Source organism: Nocardioides sp. T5, assembly GCF_048161455.1.
In the GTDB taxonomy this organism is placed as follows: domain Bacteria; phylum Actinomycetota; class Actinomycetes; order Propionibacteriales; family Nocardioidaceae; genus Nocardioides.
This window is the reverse complement of sequence record NZ_CP182415.1, coordinates 3063995-3083746: the sequence shown is the minus strand read 5'-3', so window position 1 is coordinate 3083746 and position 19752 is coordinate 3063995. Positions and strand designations below refer to the sequence as shown.

The 19752-nt window shown below is 73.6% G+C and carries 19 protein-coding genes; 14 read left to right on the top strand and 5 right to left on the bottom strand.

Translation table 11 applies throughout. From position 1 onward, the window contains the following. From coaD to ACNKF0_RS14995, 7 genes are all read left to right on the top strand, one after another. Entirely contained in the window at nucleotides 1-486 is a 486-nt protein-coding gene (gene coaD / locus ACNKF0_RS15025) for a pantetheine-phosphate adenylyltransferase (RefSeq protein WP_299924407.1), read from the top strand. Between the two features lie 109 nt (nucleotides 487-595). Beyond that, nucleotides 596-1162: a YceD family protein gene (locus tag ACNKF0_RS15020; RefSeq protein ID WP_416953358.1), complete on the top strand. Its 567-nt coding sequence runs from the start codon at nucleotides 596-598 to the stop codon at nucleotides 1160-1162. A 59-nt stretch (nucleotides 1163-1221) separates the two neighbouring features. Beyond that, nucleotides 1222-1407, top strand: coding sequence for a 50S ribosomal protein L32 (rpmF, locus tag ACNKF0_RS15015; protein WP_129454709.1), 186 nt, complete (start codon nucleotides 1222-1224; stop codon nucleotides 1405-1407). A gap of 7 nt (nucleotides 1408-1414) precedes the next feature. Then, a complete protein-coding gene (gene rnc / locus ACNKF0_RS15010; RefSeq protein ID WP_416958542.1) occupies nucleotides 1415-2140 on the top strand; it encodes a ribonuclease III in 726 nt (241 codons plus the stop codon). 3 nt (nucleotides 2141-2143) lie between these two features. Further along, nucleotides 2144-3025, top strand: a complete 882-nt coding sequence (gene mutM, locus ACNKF0_RS15005) for a bifunctional DNA-formamidopyrimidine glycosylase/DNA-(apurinic or apyrimidinic site) lyase (RefSeq protein ID WP_416953356.1) — start codon at nucleotides 2144-2146, stop codon at nucleotides 3023-3025. A gap of 94 nt (nucleotides 3026-3119) precedes the next feature. Then, the gene (locus ACNKF0_RS15000) at nucleotides 3120-3314 is read left to right on the top strand and encodes a hypothetical protein (protein ID WP_299924389.1); all 195 of its coding nucleotides are present in this window, start codon (nucleotides 3120-3122) and stop codon (nucleotides 3312-3314) included. Nucleotides 3315-3371: 57 nt separating this feature from the next. After that, nucleotides 3372-4616 (top strand): MFS transporter, encoded by a 1245-nt coding sequence (locus ACNKF0_RS14995; protein ID WP_416953353.1) that lies wholly within the window; start codon nucleotides 3372-3374, stop codon nucleotides 4614-4616. A 6-nt stretch (nucleotides 4617-4622) separates the two neighbouring features. Here ACNKF0_RS14995 and ACNKF0_RS14990 read toward each other — a convergent pair whose 3' ends face one another. Beyond that, on the bottom strand, nucleotides 4623-5687 hold the full coding sequence (locus ACNKF0_RS14990; protein ID WP_416953351.1) for a class I SAM-dependent methyltransferase: 1065 nt from the start codon (nucleotides 5685-5687) through the stop codon (nucleotides 4623-4625). Between the two features lie 59 nt (nucleotides 5688-5746). Here ACNKF0_RS14990 and ACNKF0_RS14985 point away from each other — a divergent pair, with 59 nt between their 5' ends. Together ACNKF0_RS14985 and ACNKF0_RS14980 are read left to right on the top strand one after the other, a co-directional pair. After that, the gene (locus ACNKF0_RS14985; protein WP_416953349.1) at nucleotides 5747-7108 is read left to right on the top strand and encodes an FAD-binding oxidoreductase; all 1362 of its coding nucleotides are present in this window, start codon (nucleotides 5747-5749) and stop codon (nucleotides 7106-7108) included. 28 nt (nucleotides 7109-7136) lie between these two features. Beyond that, on the top strand, nucleotides 7137-8243 hold the full coding sequence (locus ACNKF0_RS14980) for a pyridoxal-phosphate-dependent aminotransferase family protein (RefSeq protein WP_416953347.1): 1107 nt from the start codon (nucleotides 7137-7139) through the stop codon (nucleotides 8241-8243). 18 nt (nucleotides 8244-8261) lie between these two features. Here the strand turns inward: ACNKF0_RS14980 and ACNKF0_RS14975 are convergent, their stop codons facing one another. Beyond that, nucleotides 8262-8900, bottom strand: a complete 639-nt coding sequence (locus tag ACNKF0_RS14975; protein WP_416953345.1) for a hypothetical protein — start codon at nucleotides 8898-8900, stop codon at nucleotides 8262-8264. 125 nt (nucleotides 8901-9025) lie between these two features. On the opposite strand from ACNKF0_RS14975, the gene smc reads away from it, so the two are divergent. The 5 genes from smc (at nucleotide 9026) to ftsY (ending at nucleotide 15463) form a co-directional block, all read left to right on the top strand. After that, nucleotides 9026-12580, top strand: a complete 3555-nt coding sequence (gene smc, locus ACNKF0_RS14970; protein WP_416953343.1) for a chromosome segregation protein SMC — start codon at nucleotides 9026-9028, stop codon at nucleotides 12578-12580. Further along, nucleotides 12577-13032, top strand: a complete 456-nt coding sequence (locus tag ACNKF0_RS14965; RefSeq protein ID WP_416953341.1) for an acyl-CoA thioesterase — start codon at nucleotides 12577-12579, stop codon at nucleotides 13030-13032. The genes smc and ACNKF0_RS14965 overlap by 4 nt, the downstream gene beginning before the upstream one ends. 103 nt (nucleotides 13033-13135) lie before the next feature. Continuing rightward, nucleotides 13136-13312, top strand: a complete 177-nt coding sequence (locus tag ACNKF0_RS14960) for a hypothetical protein (RefSeq protein WP_172259152.1) — start codon at nucleotides 13136-13138, stop codon at nucleotides 13310-13312. Nucleotides 13313-13380: 68 nt separating this feature from the next. After that, nucleotides 13381-14295: a class I SAM-dependent methyltransferase gene (locus tag ACNKF0_RS14955; protein WP_416953339.1), complete on the top strand. Its 915-nt coding sequence runs from the start codon at nucleotides 13381-13383 to the stop codon at nucleotides 14293-14295. A gap of 13 nt (nucleotides 14296-14308) precedes the next feature. After that, complete coding sequence (gene ftsY, locus ACNKF0_RS14950; protein WP_416953337.1) at nucleotides 14309-15463, top strand: signal recognition particle-docking protein FtsY; 1155 nt, start codon at nucleotides 14309-14311, stop codon at nucleotides 15461-15463. Between the two features lie 146 nt (nucleotides 15464-15609). Here the strand turns inward: ftsY and ACNKF0_RS14945 are convergent, their stop codons facing one another. Genes ACNKF0_RS14945 through ACNKF0_RS14935 form a run of 3 tightly spaced genes read right to left on the bottom strand, consistent with a single transcriptional unit; the run spans nucleotide 15610 to nucleotide 19565 of the window. Next, on the bottom strand, nucleotides 15610-17580 hold the full coding sequence (locus ACNKF0_RS14945) for a glycosyltransferase family protein (RefSeq protein WP_416953335.1): 1971 nt from the start codon (nucleotides 17578-17580) through the stop codon (nucleotides 15610-15612). 46 nt (nucleotides 17581-17626) lie between these two features. Beyond that, nucleotides 17627-18631, bottom strand: coding sequence for a glycosyltransferase family 2 protein (locus tag ACNKF0_RS14940; RefSeq protein ID WP_416953333.1), 1005 nt, complete (start codon nucleotides 18629-18631; stop codon nucleotides 17627-17629). Further along, the gene (locus ACNKF0_RS14935) at nucleotides 18621-19565 is read right to left on the bottom strand and encodes a rhamnan synthesis F family protein (protein ID WP_416953331.1); all 945 of its coding nucleotides are present in this window, start codon (nucleotides 19563-19565) and stop codon (nucleotides 18621-18623) included. Before ACNKF0_RS14935 ends, ACNKF0_RS14940 begins: the two co-directional genes overlap by 11 nt. Nucleotides 19566-19752: the final 187 nt, after the last annotated feature.

The following is a 19752-nucleotide window of genomic DNA, read 5'->3' as shown; positions in this document are numbered from 1 at the left end:
GTGCGTCGCGCTGTCTGCCCCGGGTCGTTCGACCCGGTGACCAACGGCCACCTCGACATCGTCGCCCGAGCAGCGACGCTCTTCGACGAGGTGGTCGTCGCCGTCGGCGTCAACATGAGCAAGAACCGGCTGTTCACCCCCGACGAGCGCATCGCGATGCTGCGCGAGGCCACCGCGGAGATCGCCAACGTGCGGGTCGCCGGGTTCGACGGGCTCATCGTCGACTTCTGCCGCGAGCTCGAGGCGGTGGCGATCGTGAAGGGCCTGCGGGGGGCGGGCGACTACGAGTACGAGCTGCCGATGGCGCAGATGAACTCCCACCTGACCGCCGTCGAGACCGTCTTCCTCCCCGGCGCCGTCGGCAACGCGTTCGTCTCCTCGAGCCTGATCCGGGAGGTCGCGGCGCTCGGCGGCGACGTACGTGGCCTGGTCCCCGAGCCGGTCCGCGAGCAGCTCGTGGCGCGGCTCGCCGAGCGCGCGTCCTGACCCGGGGGAGACCCACCGCTCGCCGCGAGCCGAGGGTCGTTTTGCCCCGTCGGTGGGGCGGCGGATACGATTCCGAGGTTGTGTTGGTGTCCAGATGTGGGAGCTCGTCGTGAACAGCCTGGACCCGAGGGCGCCGCTCGTGCTCGATACTCGCGAGCTCGGCCGCCGCCCGGGGTCCCAGCGTGAGCTCGAGCTCTCCGTTCCGGCGCCGGCACAACTTGGCATCGAAGTCCTCTCTGTCCCCGAAGGATCGCCGGTCGAGCTCGACCTGCGGCTGGAGGCGGTCATGGAGGGCGTGCTGCTCACGGGCACGGCCACGGCCGCGCTCGAGGGGGAGTGCGTGCGGTGCCTGCAGCAGATCGAGGACGAGGTCCACGTGACGCTGCAGGAGCTGTACGTCTACCCCGACCAGCACGACAAGGCCACGGAGCACCAGGACCGTGACCTCGACGACGAGACCAGCCGGCTCGAGGACGACCTGCTCGACCTCGAGCCCCTGCTGCGGGACGCGGTGGTGCTCGCACTACCGTTCCAGCCGCTGTGCATGGACGATTGCCCGGGATTGTGCACCGAGTGCGGTGCGCGACTCGCGGACGACCCGGACCATGCGCACGACGCGCCGATCGACCCGCGCTGGGCAGGGCTGCAGCAGATCCAGCACGACACCCAGGACTGACTCCACCGGAAATCCCCGGGCGGAGAAGCAAGCAAGCCACACGTTAGTAGGAGACCACCATGGCTGTTCCGAAGCGGAAGATGTCGCGCAGCAACACGCGCCACCGCCGTTCGCAGTGGAAGGCCGTCGCGCCGACCCTCGTGACGTGCGCCAACCCCGCCTGCGGCTCCAAGCACCTCCCGCACCGCGCGTGCGGCCAGTGCGGCCAGTACGGCGCCAAGGCCGACCGTCGCCAAGTTCTCTGATCGTCCTCTGACCACCGACGAGCTCCGCGCAGCGCTCGGTGATCCGGTCCTGGATCCCGAGCTGCTGCAGCGTGCCCTGACGCACCGCTCGTTCGCCTACGAGAACGGGCAGATCCCGACCAACGAGCGCCTGGAGTTCCTCGGGGACTCCGTGCTCGGGGTCGTGGTCACCGAGACGCTCTACCGCGCCCACCCCGACTTCAGCGAGGGCCGGCTGGCCAAGCTGCGGGCGGCGGTCGTCAACGCCCGCGCCCTCGCGGACGTGGCCCGGCAGATGGGTCTCGGCCAGCACATCAAGCTCGGTCGCGGCGAGGAGACCACCGGCGGACGCGACAAGGCCTCCATCCTGTCCGACACCGTCGAGGCGGTCATCGGTGCGATCCACCTCAGCGGTGGTATCGACGAGGCGGCCAAGGTCATCCACCTGCTCTTCGACCCGGTGATGGAGGCCGCGGCGTCCATGGGCGCCGGCCTCGACTGGAAGACCTCCCTGCAGGAGCTCTCCGCCGACCTCGGGCTCGGCGTGCCGGAGTACCTCATCGAGGACGACGGCCCCGACCACATGAAGACCTTCGTCGCGCGGGTCCGCGTCGGCGAGCAGGTCCTCGGCAACGGCAACGGGCGCTCCAAGAAGGAGGCCGAGCAGGGCGCCGCCGAGACTGCGTACCGTGAGATCGAGGCCGCCCACGCCGACGGGCGGCCCACGCCGGCCGTCACCGGCTCCGACGCCTGAGCCGTGCCCGAGCTCCCCGAGGTCGAGGTCGTCCGCGCCGGCCTCGAACGCCACGTCGTTGGCGCCACCATCGAGGCCGTCGAGGTGCTCCACCCCCGGCCCGTCCGTCGCGACCACCGCGGGTCCACCGGCTTCGCCGCCGCCCTGGTCGGGCAGCGCATCGTCGCCGTCCGCCGCCGCGGCAAGTACTTCTGGCTCGCGCTCGCCAGTGGCGACGCGCTCCTGGGCCACCTCGGCATGAGCGGGCAGATGCTCCTCCACGAGCCCGGTGCTCCCGACGAACGCCACCTGCGGGTGCGCTTCACGCTCGTCACGGCCGGCCCTTCGACAGGCTCAGGACGACCCGGCGGCCGCATCGAGATGCGCTTCGTCGACCAGCGCATGTTCGGCGGCCTCGTCGTCTCGGCAGGTGGCGCGGAGCTGCCGACCGAGATCGTGCACATCGCCCGCGACCCGATCGACCCCGCGTTCGACGACGAGGAGTTCGTACGCCGCGCGCGACGACGTACGTCTGCCGTCAAGCGGCTCCTGCTCGACCAGGGCCTGGTCTCCGGGGTCGGCAACATCTACGCCGACGAGGCGCTGTGGCGCGCGCGCCTGCACGGCGAGCGGCCGGGCGACCGGCTCACCGGCCCGGTGCTGCGCGGCCTGCTCGGCCACGTCCGCGACGTGATGGGCGAGGCGCTCGCCCAGGGCGGCACCTCCTTCGACGCCCTCTACGTCAACGTCAACGGCGAGTCCGGCTACTTCGACCGGTCGCTCGACGCCTACGGCCAGGAGGGGGAGCCGTGCCGCCGCTGCGGCACGCCGATCCGCCGGGTGGCCTTCATGAACCGGTCGTCGTTCTTCTGCCCGCGCTGCCAGCGCCCTCCCCGCGCGCGCTGAGCCGGAGTCGCATTGACCCACCGCCGGAGCGGTGGGACTCTTGTAGACGGCCGGTTCGCCGGCCCGTCGATCCGTCCTTGTCGAAAGGTTCCCCATGGCCAAGGCGCTGTTGGGTCATCTGAACAGCGATGCGCGGACCACGACGGCACTCGCCGTCGAGAACCGCCGACTCCGGCGTCGAGTCGTCGACCTCGAGGCGCTCGTGCTGCGCCTCCAGGCCGACAACGACCGCCTGGCGACCGCCGCCCGTGAGGCGGAGCTCCTCGTCGAGGACCTCCAGCCCGTCTGACCCCCCCTCGACATCGCGGTGCACGTGGGGCTGCCGCGCACGTAGGGTCACGTGCTTGTGACCCGCCTCGTCGAGACCGTCTTCCCCTCCCGGCTGGGCACCGGGTTCCGCTGGCTCGTCGGGTCGTCGTGGGTGACCAACCTCGGCGACGGCATGCTCATCGCGGCCGGCCCGCTGCTCGTCGCCTCCCAGACCCGCGACCCGCTGCTCGTCGCGGCGGCCATGATCGCCCTGCAGGTGCCGTGGCTGCTCGTCGGTCTCGTCGCCGGCGCGCTCGCCGACCGGCTGGACCGGCGCCTGGTCATCATGACCGCCAACGCGGTGCGCGGTCTCGTGCTGGCCGGGCTGTGCGTCGTCATCGCGACCGGGCAGGTCGACATCGGGCTGGTCATCGTGGCCATGCTCGCCCTCGGCACCGCGGAGACCTTCGTCGACGCCACGGCGGGCACCCTCACGCCAATGCTGGTCGACAAGCGCGACCTCGGCATCGCCAACTCGCGGCTGATGGCGGGCATGATCACCGGCAACCAGCTGGTCGGACCGGCGGTCGGGGCACTGCTGTTCTCGGTGGGCATGGTGTGGCCGTTCGTGCTCACCGTCGCGTGCATCGCCGCCGGGGTGGTGCTCGTGTCGCGGATCGGCACGCCGCCGGGCGCGGTGCGCGGCGACGTGGACACCCACATCCGGCAGGACATCGTCGACGGGGTGCGCTGGCTGATGGCCAACCCGCCCGTGCGCACCCTGGCCGTCATCATCGTGGTCTTCAACGTCACCTGGGCGGCTCCGTGGTCGGTGCTGGTCCTGTGGGCCCTCGAGCGGGTCGGGATCGGGGAGGCCGGGTTCGGCCTGCTCACCTCGGCGGCTGCGCTGGGCGGCCTGGTCGCGACGTTCTCCTACGGCCGCCTGGAGCGGCTCGTGCCCCTGGCCACGCTGATGCGGGCGGTCCTGCTGGCCGAGGTGCTCTTCCACCTCGCCATGGCGCTCACGACCTCGCCGTGGGCGGCGTACCCGCTGATGTTCTTCTTCGGCGCGTACGCCTTCGTGTGGGGGACGCTGTCGCAGGCGGTGCGCCAGCGAGCGGTGCCCCAGGAGCTCCAGGGGCGCGTCGGCTCGGTCTACATGGTCTGCGTCATGGGCGGGATGCTCCTGGGCGGGCTGCTCGGCGGTCTCATCGCCCGGGAGTGGGGCCTGACCGCGCCGTGGTGGTTCGCCTTCGCCGGCTCGGGCGTCACGCTGGCGCTGGTGTGGCGCTCGCTCGCCCAGATCGCCCACGCCGACGAGGCAGCGACCGCCGCGGCCTGACCGTGGTCAGGGGCGCCGCAGGCGCCGCTCGAGCCGCGTGAGCACCCCGGGACGGTCGGCGGCGGCGGAGGACGCGGCCGCCACTGCGCGGTCGCGCTGTCGGCGAGCACGGTCGCGTGCGGCCCGCACCCGGGCGAGTCGCTCGCGCGTCTCCGCCAGCCGCTGCTCCACGTCGGCCAGCTGGTGGGCGGGCACCAGGTCGTCGTCGCGGGCGGCCGGCGACTCGTCGGGCAGCTCGGCCCGCAACCGGTCGAGCGCGGCCCGCGCCTCCTCGACGGCGACCTCGGGCTCGCGCCTGCGGTCGAGGCGTCGCAGGGTCGCGTAGAACTCCTGCTCGCCCACCCGCGTGGCCGTGAGCCGCTCGACGGCGAAGTCCACCTGGCCGAGGGCGAGCAGGTCGTCCATCAGGTCGGCGAACCCCCGGGGCGTCAGCGGCCACACGTGGCAGTCGACGTAGTCGCCGGCCTGCTGCCGGGCAAGGTGGCGCCGGACGTCGTCGATCGGGTGCAGGCCCTGCGTGGGCGGCCGCACGCCGGCCCACGCCTGCTCGGCCGACAGGTCGACGGCCCGCATGAAGTGGTCGACCACCGCGCGTACCGAGGGCGTACGGTCGCCGTCGAGGTGCGCCTGGACGACCTGGCCGGCGGTCGTGGGGGAGCGGTGCACGTCGAAGCAGTAGCGGCGGTCCGGGACGGCCAGGAGCAGGGCGCCGTCCCAGGTGAGCACCTGTGCGACGTCGCGCAGCCAGCCGAGCATGTCGGGCACGTGCTCGATGACGTGGCTGGCCACGACGTGCTGGAAGGGCGCACCCTCCGCGACCGCCTCCGCGAGGGTGGACACGGTGCCGTCGGGTCGGGTGAGCCAGTAGTGCTGCTCCGGGATCGCGTCGGGGTCGACGGCCGGGTTGCCGTCGTAGTGGGCGACCAGGCCCGCGCGGTCGACGACGTCGACGTAGCGGACGTCGGCGACGTCCGGGCTGACGACCGGGTTGGCGAGCGGGCCGATCTCGAGGCACCGCCCCTGCCCGAGGTCGGCGTCACCCAGGATCCGGGCACGGCGTGCGGCTCTCATGCCTGCCGACCCTAGGTCGTCGTCCGGCCGGACCTCCGCACCCGTGCCACGATGGGCGCGTGGATGCCCTCGCCGAGCTCGTGGAGTCCCTGCCCGACGGTGTCGTCGCGACCGACCCGGCCACGGTCGACACCTACCGCCACGACTGGTCGCGCGACGTCGGGGCCGGCACCCCGGCCGCCGTGGTGCGTGCGGAGGACGCCACACAGGTGCAGGTCGCGGTGCGGTGGGCGGCCCGGCACGGCGTACCGGTCGTGCCGCGCGGAGCCGGGTCCGGCCTCTCGGGAGGAGCCAGCGCCGTCGACGGCGGCATCGTGCTGAGCCTCGAGCGGATGCGGGCGATCGAGATCGACGCCGACTGCCAGGTCGCGGTCGTCGAGCCGGGTGCGTTCAACGCCGAGGTGAAGGTCGCCTCGCGCGAGCACGGCCTCTGGTACCCACCCGATCCGTCGTCCTACGAGATCTGCTCGATCGGTGGCAACGTGGCCACCAACGCGGGCGGCCTGTGCTGCGTGAAGTACGGCGTCACCACCGACTACGTCCTCGGCCTGGACGTCGTCCTCGCCGACGGCACCCTGATCACCCTCGGCGGCAAGCGGATCAAGGACGTCGCCGGCCTCTCGCTGCTCAAGCTGTTCGTGGGGTCGGAGGGCACGCTCGGCATCGTCACGCGGGCGATCCTGCGCCTGGTGCCGCTGCCCCTCCCGCCGGCGACGCTCGTGGCGTCGTTCGCCTCGGTCGTGGCTGCGGCTGAGGCCGTCGTCGCCGTACGCCGCACGCTGAGGCCCTCGATGATGGAGCTGATGGACCGGGCCACGATCAACGCGGTCGAGGACTTCTCACCTCGCGGCCTCGACCGGACGGCGGGGGCGCTGCTGGTCGTGCAGTCCGACGCCCCGGGCGAGGCCCGCGTCGCCGAGATCGCGGCCGTCGAGGCGGCCTGCGTCGCGGCCGGGGCGACCGAGGTCGTCCTCACCGACGACCCGGCCGAGGGCGAGATGTTCGTCGAGGCCCGGCGGATGGCGTTCCCCGCCGTGGAGGCCCGCGGCAGCCTGCTGCTCGAGGACGTCGGGGCAGCGGTGCCGCTGCTGCCCGACCTCCTGGCCGCGGTCACGGAGATCGCCGCACGCCACGACGTCGAGATCCCCACCGTCGCCCACGCGGGCGACGGCAACACCCACCCGATCATCGTCTACGACGCCGCCGACGCGGACTCCGAGCGCCGGGCGCGCGCCGCCTTCGACGACATCCTGCAGGCGGCGATCCGGCTCGGCGGGACCATCACCGGCGAGCACGGGGTGGGACGTACCAAGAAGGCTGCCCTGCCCGACCAGCTGGGGGAGGACGTGATGGCGCTGTCGCGGCGGATCAAGGACGCCCTCGACCCGGCGGGCATCCTGAATCCGGGGGCGGTGCTGTGAGACCGATGGGTCGTCTACGGTCGGTCCCATGATCCGCGAGCGCCACCTCTTCGGTCCCGGCCCCTCCAACCCCTACCCGGAGGCCACCCGCGCCCTGGCCGAGCCGCTGCTCGGGCACCTCGACCCGGAGTTCCTCCGGGTCATGGACGAGACCTGCGACATGCTCCGCACCGTCTGGGGCACCGACAACGCGCGCACGCTGCCGCTCAGCGCCACGGGCTCGGCCGGGATGGAGGCGGCGTTCGTCAACACCGTCCACCCGGGTGACGTCGTCGTGGTCGCGGTCAACGGGCTCTTCGGCCAACGGATGACCGACGTGGCCGCGCGCTGCGGTGCCGAGGTCGTCGCGGTCGAGCACGAGTGGGGCCAGCCGGTCGACGTGGACCGCGTGCTGTCCGCGCACCCCTCACCCGCGATCGTCGCCGCCGTGCACGCCGAGACCTCGACGGGCGTCCGCTCCGACATCGCCGCACTCGGCGCCGGGCTCCGCTCACAGGGGAGTGACGCCCTGCTCCTCGTCGACGCGGTCACGTCCATCGGCGGCATCGAGCTGCGCGCCGACGACTGGGGCGTCGACATCGGCTACGCCGGCACCCAGAAGTGCCTCGGCGTCGCCCCCGGCCTGGCGCCGTTCACCATCAACGACCGCGCGTTCGAGCGCCGCGTCGAGAAGCCGCGCTCGTGGTACCTCGACCTCGGCATGCTCGGCGGCTACGTCGGCGAGGCCGGCGTCAAGGGCGGTCAGCGGACCTACCACCACACCGCACCCACGGCGATGGTCGCCAGCCTCCACGGCGGTCTCACCCGGATCCTCGAGGAGGGGCTCGAGGCCGTGTGGGCGCGCCACCAGGAGGCCGGCGACGCGCTTCAGGCCGGGCTCCAGGAGATGGGGCTCGAGCTGTTCGCCGCCGCGGGCAGCCGCCTGCCCGACCTCACGACGGTCCGCGTGCCCGACGGCGTCGACTCCGCGGCCGTCCGCAAGGAGCTGCTCGACCGCCACGGCATCGAGATCGGTGCGGGGGCGGGGCAGTACGCCGCCACGGTGTGGCGCATCGGCCTGATGGGCCGCAACGCCCGACCCGACGCCGTGCTCCTCGTGCTGGCGGCGCTGCAGGACGTCCTGGGGCGTGCCTGACCCGGATCGCCGGCGCGGTCAGCGCAGGCGACCGACCGCCAGCCGGCCGAGCGCGAGGACGGCGCGCTTCGGCGGGCGTACGTCGGTGTAGCTCACGTCGAGCACCGAGACGGTGCGGCCGACCCGCACCGCCAGCACGCGCCGCCAGTCGACCGCGCCCCGCGAGAACCAGCCGATGAGCATCCCGGCGGACTCGTCGCCGACCGCCGGCGGGAACCAGGCGCGGTTCTTCAGCAGCACGTCGCCGCCCTCACCGTCGTCGGTGTCGACGTCGCCGACGCAGCGCTTGCTGAAGTCGCGGTAGCGGTGCAGGAGGGCGCGGGCCTGGCGCACCGAGTCGAAGCGCACGAGGTTCTGGTCGACGAGTGACACCGAGCGGCGACGCACACCCGGGGAGACGCTGCCCTGGATCCGGCTGCTGCCGCGCACGGCCGCGCCCCGGTCCTCGCAGCCGCGCGGTGCGAAGACGGGGGACCGCATGACGGTGCGCAGCGGGTCGCGCATGTCGGGGTGGACGACCATGTGGTCCTCGACCGTGAGGAGGTCCTGGCGCGTCAGCGGCTCGGGCGGTGCCGGTGCAGCGGTGCCGGGGGAGGGCGCGAGGAGCGCGGCGAGGACGAACAGGGCTGCTGCCAGGGGTGCGAGCGGGCTCCGCATCGCCCCAGCATGGCCGGGTGCCACGCCGCGCGCAACGGCCTCCGGCGGCGACCTGTGTCGTAGGGTGAGCCGCGCTGAGCTTCCCCAGTTGTCAGTGGCCGTCTCGACCCGGTGAGGAGCCCGCGTTGTACCTGAAGAGCCTGACCCTCAAGGGGTTCAAGTCCTTCGCGTCCTCGACGACCATGCAGCTCGAGCCGGGCATCACGTGCATCGTCGGCCCCAACGGCTCCGGCAAGTCCAACGTCGTCGACGCGCTCGCCTGGGTGATGGGCGAGCAGGGCGCCAAGAGCCTGCGCGGCGGCAAGATGGAGGACGTCATCTTCGCCGGCACGTCCGGGCGCCCGCCCCTCGGTCGTGCCGAGGTGCAGCTGACCATCGACAACTCCGACGGCGCCCTGCCGATCGACTACGCCGAGGTCACGATCAGCCGCACGATGTTCCGCAACGGCGGCTCGGAGTACGCCATCAACGGCAGCGGCTGCCGGCTGCTCGACGTGCAGGAGCTGCTCAGCGACTCCGGCATCGGCCGCGAGATGCACGTGATCGTCGGACAGGGCCAGCTCGACTCGATCCTGCACGCCACCCCGGAGGACCGCCGCGGCTTCATCGAGGAGGCCGCCGGCGTCCTCAAGCACCGCAAGCGCAAGGAGAAGGCGCTCCGCAAGCTCGACGCGACCGACGGCAACCTCACCCGCCTCGCCGACCTGCTCTCGGAGATCCGTCGCCAGCTCAAGCCGCTCGGGCGCCAGGCGGAGGTCGCGCGCCAGGCGCAGACGGTCCAGGCCGACGTGCGCGACGCCCGCGCCCGCCTGCTCGCCGACGACCTGGTCACCGCCCGTACGGCCCTCGAGACCGAGCTCGCCGACGAGTCGGTGCTGCTCGAGCGGCGCGAGGAGGTCGAGGCCCAGGTCGCCGCGGGACGCGAGCAGGAGGCACGGCTCGAGGCCACGCTGCGCGACGACCTGCCCCGTCTGGCCGCCGCCCAGGAGACCTGGTTCGCCCTGTCGGGGCTGAAGGAGCGGCTGCGCGGCACGGCCTCGCTCGCCGACGAGCGCATCCGCAACGCCGCCGGCGCGGCCGAGGGCGACACCGTCGACTCCGGGCGCGACCCCGACGACCTGGAGGCCCAGGCCGAGCGGGTGCGCCGCCAGGAGGCCGAGATCGCCGAGCAGGTCGAGCAGCAGCGGGCGTCCCTCGATGCTGCCGTCGTCGCCAAGCGCGCGGCCGAGGAGGCCGCGGCCGAGGAGGACAAGCGCATCGCCGGGCTGCAGCGCGCCGCCGCCGACCGGCGCGAGGGGCTCGCCCGGCTCACCGGCCAGGTCAACGCCCTGACGTCCCGCTCGGAGGCGGCGGACGCGGAGATCCAGCGGCTCACCGATGCCCGCGAGGAAGCCGTCACGCGCGCCGAGCGGGCGCAGCGCGACTTCACCGCCCTCGAGACCCGGGTCGCCGGCCTCGACGCGGGCGAGGAGGGCCTCGACTCCGAGCACGAGGATGCGGTGGCCGCCCTCGACGAGATCGAGGAGCAGCTCGCGAAGGCCCGCGACGACGCCCAGCAGGCCGAGCGCGAGCGCGCCGGCCTCGTCGCCCGTCGCGACGCGCTCGAGATCGGGCTCAACCGCAAGGACGGCGCCGGGGCACTGCTCGCCGCGACCGACGAGGTCGGGGGCCTGCTGGGCTCGGTCGCAGCGCTCCTCGACGTCGACCACGGCTACGAGACGGCCGTCGCCGCCGCGCTCGGCGCCGCCGCCGACGCGGTCGTCGTGTCCGACGCCGGCTCGGCCGTCGACGCCATCGCCCACCTCAAGCACGACGACCTCGGTCGCGCCGGGATGCTGCTCGGCGGCGCACCGGCCGCCGACCGCGACTGGCCGGCGCTCCCCGACGACGCGGCCTACGCCGTCGACGTGGTGTCCGCGCCCGACGACGTACGCCCCGCGCTGGTGCGGCTGCTCCACCAGGTCGCCGTCGTCGACGACCTCCCCGCCGCCCGGCGGCTGGTCGCCGACCTGCCCAACGTCGTCGCGGTGACCCGCGAGGGCGACCTGCTCGGTGCCCACTTCGCGGCCGGCGGCTCGTCCAGCCAGCCGAGCCTGATCGAGATCCAGGCGGCCGTCGACGAGGCCGGCACCCGGCTCGCCGAGGCGACCGCCTCCGCCGAGCGGCTCGGCTTCGAGATCTCTCGCCTCGAGGCCGCGCGCCACGACGCCCTCAAGCGCGTCGACGTCGCCCTCGCCAAGCTCCACGAGTCCGACGCCACCCTCGCCGCCGTGGCCGAGGAGCTCGGTCAGTACGGCTCCCAGGCCCGCGCCGCCAAGGGCGAGGCCGAGCGGCTCGAGCGCGCCATCGCCACCGCGCAGGAGGCCCGCGAGGCCGCCCTCGCCGGGCTGGTCGACCTCGAGGCGCGGCTCGCCGCCGCCCAGGACGTCACCGACGAGGAGCCCGACACCGCCGAGCGCGAGCGGCTCGCCGCGGCGGCACGGGACGCCCGGCAGGCCGAGATGGACGCCCGCCTCGCGCTGCGCACCGCCGAGGAGCGCGCCCGAGCGCTCCACGGTCGCGCCGACTCCCTCCTGCGTGCCGCGCAGGCCGAGCGCGAGTCGCGAGCCCGCGCCGCCGAGCGCCGGGAGCGGCTGATCCGCGAGGGCCGGGCGGCCGAGGCCGTGTCGTCGGCCGTCCGCGTCGTCCTCCACCAGCTCGAGCGCTCGGTCATGCTGGCCGCCGACGAGCGCGCCGCCGTGGAGGAGTCCCGGCAGGGGAGCGAGCAGGAGCTGATGGCCGTGCGCACCCGGCTGCGCGACCTCGGTCGCGAGCACGACGAGCTCGTCAGCTCGGTGCACCGCGACGAGATGGCCCGCACCCAGCAGAAGATGCGCATCGAGCAGCTCGAGGAGCGTGCGCTGGAGGAGCTCGGGCTCGACCCCGACGGCCTGGTGGGCGACTACGGCCCGACCACGCCGATCCCGTTCACCGGCGAGGTGCCCGAGGGGGAGGAGCCGCCGGAGCCCACCGCCTTCGTCCGCGAGGAGCAGGTCAAGCGCCTGCGGTCCGCCGAGCGTGCGCTGTCGATGCTCGGCCGGGTCAACCCGCTCGCCCTGGAGGAGTTCTCGGCCATGGAGGAGCGGCACAAGTTCCTCACCGAGCAGCTCGAGGACCTCAAGCGCACGCGCAAGGACCTCCTCGACATCGTCCGCGAGGTCGACAGCCGCGTGGAGCAGGTCTTCACCGAAGCCTACGCCGACGTCGAGAAGGCCTTCGACCAGACCTTCGCCAGGCTCTTCCCCGGGGGCGAGGGGCGCCTGGTGCTCACCAACCCCGGTGACATGCTCACCACCGGCGTCGAGGTCGAGGCCCGCCCGCCGGGCAAGAAGGTCAAGCGGCTCTCGCTGCTGTCCGGTGGCGAGCGGTCGCTCGTCGCGGTCGCCTTCCTGGTGGCCCTCTTCAAGGCACGGCCGTCGCCGTTCTACATCCTCGACGAGGTCGAGGCGGCGCTCGACGACACCAACCTGGGCCGCCTGCTGGAGATCTACGAGGAGCTGCGCGAGAACTCGCAGCTGCTCGTCATCACCCACCAGAAACGCACCATGGAGGTCGGCGACGCCCTCTACGGCGTCACGATGCGCGGCGACGGAGTCTCGGCCGTGATCAGCCAGCGACTTCGTGACGCGGAGTCCGCGTGAGCCGCACCCCCCGCCCCACGCGCTCCGACTACGTCGCGTGGCGCACCGCGACGACCCGCTGGCGCGACGACGACGCCTACGGGCACCTCAACAACGCGACCTACTACGAGCTGTTCGACACCGCGGTCAACGCCTACCTCTACGAGGCGACCGGGGTCGACGTGCGCGCGCTGCCGCAGATCGGGGTGGTCGCCGAGACCGGGTGCCGCTACTTCCGCGAGATCGGCTTCCCGGACCCGATCGAGATGGGCCTCGTGGTCGACAAGGTGGGGACGAGCTCGATCGTCTACCGGATCGGGCTGTTCCAGGGCGCGTCCGACGAGGCGGCCGCCGAGGGACGCTTCGTCCACGTGTACGTCGACAACTCACGCGGCGCCGGCGACCGGCCGGCGACCCCGATGCCCGACGTCGTGCGCGCGGCCGTCGTACCCCTGCTCCGCCCGCAGGGGTGAGCGTCCTCACCCCGACGCGCCCGGGGCGGGCGCCGATGCGAGACGGCCACCCGTCGTGTGCCACCGTGGAGGAGAACCGCCCGGCCCACCTCGGAGGAACCCCGTGCTCGCGATCGTCCTGATGATGTCCCTCGGCGTGCTCGTCGCCGCGGCCGTGGCTGTGTACGTCGCCTACCCGCACCGTGGCGAGGAGATGCCGGTCGCACCCCAGCTCGGCGACGCCATGCGCAAGGGTGTCGACGCGCTGCCGACCCTCGAGGACTCCGAGTCCCGCGTCTGACCCCGGCGACCGGGTGACCCCCGGCGTGGCGCCTCGCGGCGGCCCGCACGCGGACTAGCGTGCGAGAGGTGACCGGCTCCCGCCACGACGTCCCGAATGGGTACTGCGCGGCCTGCGGGACGATGGTGTCGCGCAGCTTCCGGCCCGGGCCCGACGGGCGTCCGGACGCGAAGTGCCCCCGGTGCGGCAGCCTCGAGCGGCACCGCTTCCTCTCGCTGCTGCTCGGCGTCCTCTCGCCCGAACTGCGCGACCTCGACACAGTGGTCGAGATCGCGCCCTCGCGGCAGTCGAAGGTGCTGCTCCACCGGCTCGAGGCCCGACGCCGGATCAGCCTGGACGCCGGCTACGACGCGCGGGACGTCGACGCGCTGGCCAGCCTGACCCACCTCCCGCTGCGCGACGGCTCGGTCGACCTGCTGGTCTGCTACCACGTGCTCGAGCACGTCCCGGACGACTGCGCGGCGATGCGCGAGATCTCGCGGGTGCTCAGCCCGCGCGGGATCGCGCTGCTCGAGGTGCCCATCAAGACCGGCGTCGCGACCGACGAGGACCCCTCGGCGACGCCCGAGGAGCGCACCCGGCGCTTCGGCCAGCACGACCACGTGCGCTGGTACGGCGACGACTTCGACTCGCGCCTCGCGGACGCCGGCCTGGCGTCGGTGCGGGTCACCCCGCCGGCGCTGGTGGGGGAGTCGGCGGTGCGGTGGTTCCGGCTGATGCCCCACGAGGTCGTGTGGGTCGTGCACCCGGGGCAGGGGACCGCCTCGCCGATGCTGGCCGGAGGTGCCGGGTCCGGGCTGACCGCGGCCTTCGACGCGGTGCTCGCCGACCTGGCGAAGGCCCAGGGCCGGCTCGCGCGCGAGCGTGAGCGGGCCGACCGGCTCGTCGCCCAGCGCGACGACCTGCGCGCCCGGCTGGCGGTCGAGCACCCTCGTCGGGAGGCCGGGGTGCTCACCCGCCTCCGGCGCGTCGTGGCCCTCTGATTGGATTGGCCCCATGGGTGACTGGCTCTATCTGATCATCGCCATCGCGGTCGTCGGCGTGCTCACGCTCGCCGGGCTGCTGACGTCCGGACGCCGGCGCAAGGAGGTGCCGCCGCCCACAGGCCGCACCGACGTCATCGCGCCGCCCCCGACCGAGACCGACGTCGCGACCGGGGCACCGCCGGAGCCGGCGGTCGACACCGCCGAGCCGGTCGTCGAGGCCCCGGCCGAGCCGGTCGTCGAGAAGCCGGAGAGCACGGCGTCGCGCCTCGTGCGCCTGCGGCAGCGGCTCTCGCGCTCTCAGGGCGGGCTCGGCAAGGGGCTGCTCGCGCTCCTCAGCCGTGAGCGCCTCGACGAGGACACGTGGGAGGCGATCGAGGACACGCTGCTCACCGCCGACGTCGGCGTCGCGCCCACCCAGGCCCTCGTCGAGCGGCTGCGCACCCGCCTGCGGGTCGAGGGCGGCACCTCGCCCGACGCCCGCGAGGTGCTGCGCGAGGAGCTCATCGAGCTCGTCGGCACCGACCTCGACCGCCGGGTGCAGGTGACCGGCACCGACGGCAAGCCCGGCGTGGTGCTCGTCGTGGGCGTCAACGGCGCCGGCAAGACCACCACCGTCGGCAAGATCGCCCGCATCCTGGTCGCCGAGGACCTGTCGGTCACCCTCGGTGCCGCCGACACGTTCCGCGCTGCCGCGGTCGACCAGCTGGCCACCTGGGGCGAGCGCGTGGGCGTCGAGGTCGTGCGCGGCCCGGAGGGCGGTGACCCGGCCAGCGTCGCGTTCGAGGCGGTCAAGCACGGCGTGGACAACGGCGTCGACACGGTGCTCGTCGACACCGCCGGCCGCCTGCAGAACAAGGCCGGCCTGATGGACGAGCTCGGCAAGATCAAGCGCGTCATCGAGAAGCAGGCCGAGGTCACCGAGGTGCTGCTCGTGCTCGACGCCACCACCGGCCAGAACGGGCTCATCCAGGCCCGCGTCTTCAGCGAGATCGTCGACGTCACCGGCATCGTGCTCACCAAGCTCGACGGGTCCGCCAAGGGCGGCATCGTGGTGCAGGTCCAGCGCGAGCTCGGCGTGCCGGTCAAGCTCGTCGGTCTCGGCGAGGGCCCCGACGACATGGCGCCGTTCGACGCGGCCGCGTTCGTCGACGCCCTGCTCGGCTGAACGTGTCAGGCCCTGCACGGGCCGACATCTTCAGGAATCCCCGGCCGGCCGGGGATCGCTGGACCTGTCAGGCCGTGCACGGGCCGACATCTTCAGGGAGGGCCTGACGACCCGCCCTCCGGGGCCTGCGCGGAGCTCGTACGCAGTCAGCGGCGCGCGAGGAGCTCGCGCACGGCGTCGTCGATCAGGGTCTCGGCGCGCTTGTCGAAGCTGTGCTCGGCGATGATCCGGGTCGCGATCTCGCGCCGGGTGGCGTTGTCGGGGAAGGCGTCGTAGGGCGGCTCCACCAGGCGCGCCAGCTCGTGCTCGTTGTCGAAGGGCAGCACCAGGCCGGAGAAGATCTCCTCGAGGCCGTCGATGCGGTCGCTGAGGATCCGGGCGCCGCAGGCGGCAGCGTCGAAGAGCCGGTTGGAGGCGAAGCTGTCGCGCCGCATGTCGAGGTGGTGGTCGTTGAGCACGATCCCCGCCGAGGCGTAGAGCACGCCGACCTCACGGTTGTCGACGCCGCCGGAGGCGATCTGGTCACGCTCGACGAAGTCGGTCCAGTCGTTGCCGTGCAGGGTGAGGTCGGCGCCGATCGCGAGGGCGCTGCGGACGGCGTAGCGGTAGATGCCGCGCGAGTTGCCGACGAAGAGAAGCGCCGGACCGGTGTCGGGCTCGGCCCGGTCCGGGTGGAACCAGCGGGTGTCGGTGCACTGCAGCAGCGACGTGACGGGCGTGCCCCACTCGCGGCTCACGCGTTCCGACCAGCTCGTGCTGGCGGCGTACACGAGGTCGAAGCCGGCGACCTCGTCGGGCGTGATCATGTCGGGGTGGCTGATGATCCACTCCACGTTGAGCAGGCCCGGTCGGGGCGTGACGCGGTCCAGGCCCCGGAGCACGAGCAGGACGTCGTCGTGGTCGCGTGAGTCGCGCTGCCGGGCGTCGCGACGGTCGACGGCGACGTGCTGACCGCGGCGCTCGAGGGCGTCGGCCAGCGAGCGTGCGAAGTAGGTGTCACCCCACCGGTCGCCGCGCTGGGCTGCGGGCGCGGCGATGTCGACGGCCCACCTCAGGCGCGGGGGTGACTCGCGGATGCCCTCGACGGCCCGCAGGACGAGCTCGGGGACCAGGACCGACGGTGCGGTCCGGTCCTCGGGGTCGGCGGCGACCCGCCGGTTCCGCTCGTCGGTGACCTCGAGGCCCGCCGCGCGCAGCCGGTCGCGCGAGTGGTCGGCAGGCGGGGGCGGGCCGGCGAGGACGGTGGAGCGCAACGACGACATGGCACCGATGAGCCGTTCGGGCTCGGCGTAGGCGGTGCGGGAGGTGATCACCGCGTCGGGCACGAGCACCGACCCCCCGCGTCCCGCCCGGTGGGCCCGCAGACCGAGGTCGGTCTCGGCGAGGGCGGAGTGGTAGCGCGCGTCGAGCCCGCCCAGCGCGACGGCCGTCTCCGTGCGCAGGGCCACCACCGGCCCGGCCGGGGCAGGGATCTCGCAGCAGCCGATCCGGAGGGCGTCGCTGGTCGGCAGGCCGGCGAGGAACAGCTCTGGGTGGGGGTTGTCGGAGGTGAAGCGCGCACCGGCGCTGAGCACGACGCCGTCCAGGTCGACGACCAGCGGCTGCACCAGGCCGACCCCGGGCTCGCGCAGCACGCCGGCGAGCCGTTCGGCGATCGGCTGGCGCGGCGGCATCGCCTCGGGTCGGACCAGGACCACCGTGCTGCCGGTCGCGTGCGCGAGGCCGACGTTGGTGGCGACGGACATCGAGACCGGGGCGGGGACCGAGACGAAGCGGGCGCCGGCGATCACCGCGGCGATCGAGGCGGCCAGGACGTGGTGGGCCCGGCGCATGCGCACGCCCACGAGCACCAGCTCCGCCCCCTCGCGCGGCACGGAGCCGAGCCACTCCACGGTGCGCCGCGGCTCGGGCCCCAGGGGCATGACGTGGCTGACCACGGCCTCGTCCGTCGCGCGGGTCGCGGCGGCGTCCCAGTCGACGAGCTGGCGCTCGAGGACGACGGAGTCCCAGTCGTCGGCGAACCCGGTCTGCGGGGGTTCGGGGCGCCGGAGGACGGGTACGTCGACCGCGAGCGGCTCGTGGTCGCGGGTGAGCCGCAGCACCAGGTCGCGCTCCACCGCCCCGTCGAGGCCCTCGTCGAAGCCGCCGACGTCCTTGACGGCGTCACGCCGCAGGAGCGCGGTCGCGAGGTCGACCGGGCGCCCGCCGAGGAGCCTCGTGCCGCGAGCGGGCCACCGCCCCGGCGCCCGCCACCACCGCTGCCGCCCCGCTGTCGTGGGCGTGCGCCAGCAGGTCGCCGAGCATGTCGGGGAGCCACTCGCGCCCGAGCGGGAGGAAGGCGACGTGCTCGGCGGTCCCGTGCTCGAGTGCGACGTTGAGGGCGCGGGCCTCCCCGCAGCGCGGCTCGCGCACGACGGTGATGCGGTCGTCGAAGGCCGCCACGCCCTGCAGCACGGCGGCGGTGTCGTCGACGGAGCCGCGGTCGACGGCCACGAGGTGCCAGTCGGTGAAGGACTGCGCCTGGAGCGAGGCCACGGTGCGGTGCACGAGCGGGCCGGCGTCCTGGGCGGCCATCACCACGGTCACCGCGGGCGAGGTCACCGCAGGCGAGGTCACCGCAGGGGAGGCGCGCAGCAGGTCGGGGAGTGCGGGGGTGGGCCCGACGAGCTGCGGGCGCTCTCGCACCACCTCCTCGCGCCACTGCGTCGCGGCGTCGATGGCGGCCGCACGGTAGGTGGCCCACGAGACCTTGCGGGGCAGGATGCGCGTGGGCAACGGGGTGCCCGGCCCGGACGCCGAGAGCCAGTAGGACAGCGCGCCGTAGGGGTGGTGCCGGGCCTCGGGGTAGGCCGCGAAGATGATCCGCGGATCGACCAGCGGGTGGGGCGCGATGCGGTTGCGGCGCCGGCGCTCGGCGACGTACCAGAGCACGGGGTGCTGGCCCGCCCGCTGCCAGGAGCGGCGACGGCCGATCCACTGGGCCTCGAAGAGCGGGTGGGGCGAGACGTCACCCGCCTCGACGACGGCGCGGGCCGCCTCGAGGGGCGAGCCGAACGTGGAGCCGAGCTGGGCAGCCACGTAGTCGAGGTCGACGAGCCCGGAGGCGACCATCACCTCGGCGGCGTCGTCGAGCCGCACCTGGCTCGGGCGGCGACGCTCACCGCGCATCGGAGTACCTCACCCTCGGGAAGAGCGGCTCGAGGGCCAGCGGCGTGGGCAGCAACCGCTCGGTGTCGCGCAGCGGGTAGTACTGCGCGGTCTCCTCGAGGAAGTCGCGCACGCCCTCGAAGCGCTGGGGGAAGCGGCGCTCGCAGAGCTCGAGCAGTCGCTTGGCGTCGAGGTTGTAGGGGTCGTAGCGCAGGGTGTCGATCTTGACGTAGGGGAGCCGGGCGTCGTCGAGCACCCGGTCGGCCAGGCTGCGCGCGGGGTTCCACGGCTCGTTGGCCCGCTCGCGCCACTCGCGGACCTCGGCGCGCGTGCGGGGGAAGTGGGAGCGGTGCGCGGCCCACCAGCGCATGCGTTCGCGGGCGATGCGCCGGTCCTCCGGCGTCTCGACGAAGTAGGTGTCGGAGACGAAGCCGGCGTCGTAGAGGCGCTTGGACATCCCGATCTCGTAGCGCCGGATGACCTGCCGACGCTTGGAGATCGGCTCCATCTCCTCCCAGAACGCGGTGAACGCGCGCGAGGAGACGACCCACGGCCGGAACGCGACGAAGAAGGACTGGATGTGCGGCGCGAGGCGCTCGGCCGCGGTGAGGCCCCAGAAGTCGCAGGGGCGGGTCGCCATCTCGTCGAAGACCGGGGCGTAGGAGTCGAGGGCGAACACGTAGGTGTCGTTGCACACCACGACCTCGTCGTAGGCCGAGAGGTCGCCGGCCGCGTCGAGGCCGACCTTGTAGCTGAAGAAGTCGTAGCCGTAGTTGGCCCGCTCCACGACGACCGCCCGCTCGTTGAGCCAGGCGCGCGCGGAGTCCTGCAGGTCGGCCGTCGTGCAGACCAGCAGGGTGTCGACCGACGCGGCCAGCGCCTCCACCTGACCACGCACGTGGGGCCGCAGCTCCCCGGCGACGTCGTAGTGCGCCATCACGGCCAGTCTGGACACGGCCGAACACTAACAAGGCGCCATCCGGGGTCGATCCGTTCACACACCCGTAACACGAGGGTCCATTCCGTTGCGTGCACGCAACATCCGTCGCGGCCCGGTGAAACCTCGCCCGCACAGGCTGCGGGTCAACACGTGGGCACCGTCATGACACCGGCGTCATGGTCCGGGTTCCCACCCCGTTTCG

Bases quoted from the DNA above. Each gene is read 5' to 3' on its own strand.
- ACNKF0_RS14990 (WP_416953351.1), bottom strand. From the start codon at position 5,687: ATGAGAGCCGCACGCCGTGCCCGGATCCTGGGTGACGCCGACCTCGGG.
- ACNKF0_RS15000 (WP_299924389.1), top strand. From the start codon at position 3,120: ATGGCCAAGGCGCTGTTGGGTCATCTGAACAGCGATGCGCGGACCACG.
- ftsY (WP_416953337.1), top strand. From the start codon at position 14,309: ATGGGTGACTGGCTCTATCTGATCATCGCCATCGCGGTCGTCGGCGTG.
- ACNKF0_RS14975 (WP_416953345.1), bottom strand. From the start codon at position 8,900: ATGCGGAGCCCGCTCGCACCCCTGGCAGCAGCCCTGTTCGTCCTCGCC.
- ACNKF0_RS14940 (WP_416953333.1), bottom strand. From the start codon at position 18,631: ATGCGCGGTGAGCGTCGCCGCCCGAGCCAGGTGCGGCTCGACGACGCC.
- ACNKF0_RS14980 (WP_416953347.1), top strand. From the start codon at position 7,137: ATGATCCGCGAGCGCCACCTCTTCGGTCCCGGCCCCTCCAACCCCTAC.
- rpmF (WP_129454709.1), top strand. From the start codon at position 1,222: ATGGCTGTTCCGAAGCGGAAGATGTCGCGCAGCAACACGCGCCACCGC.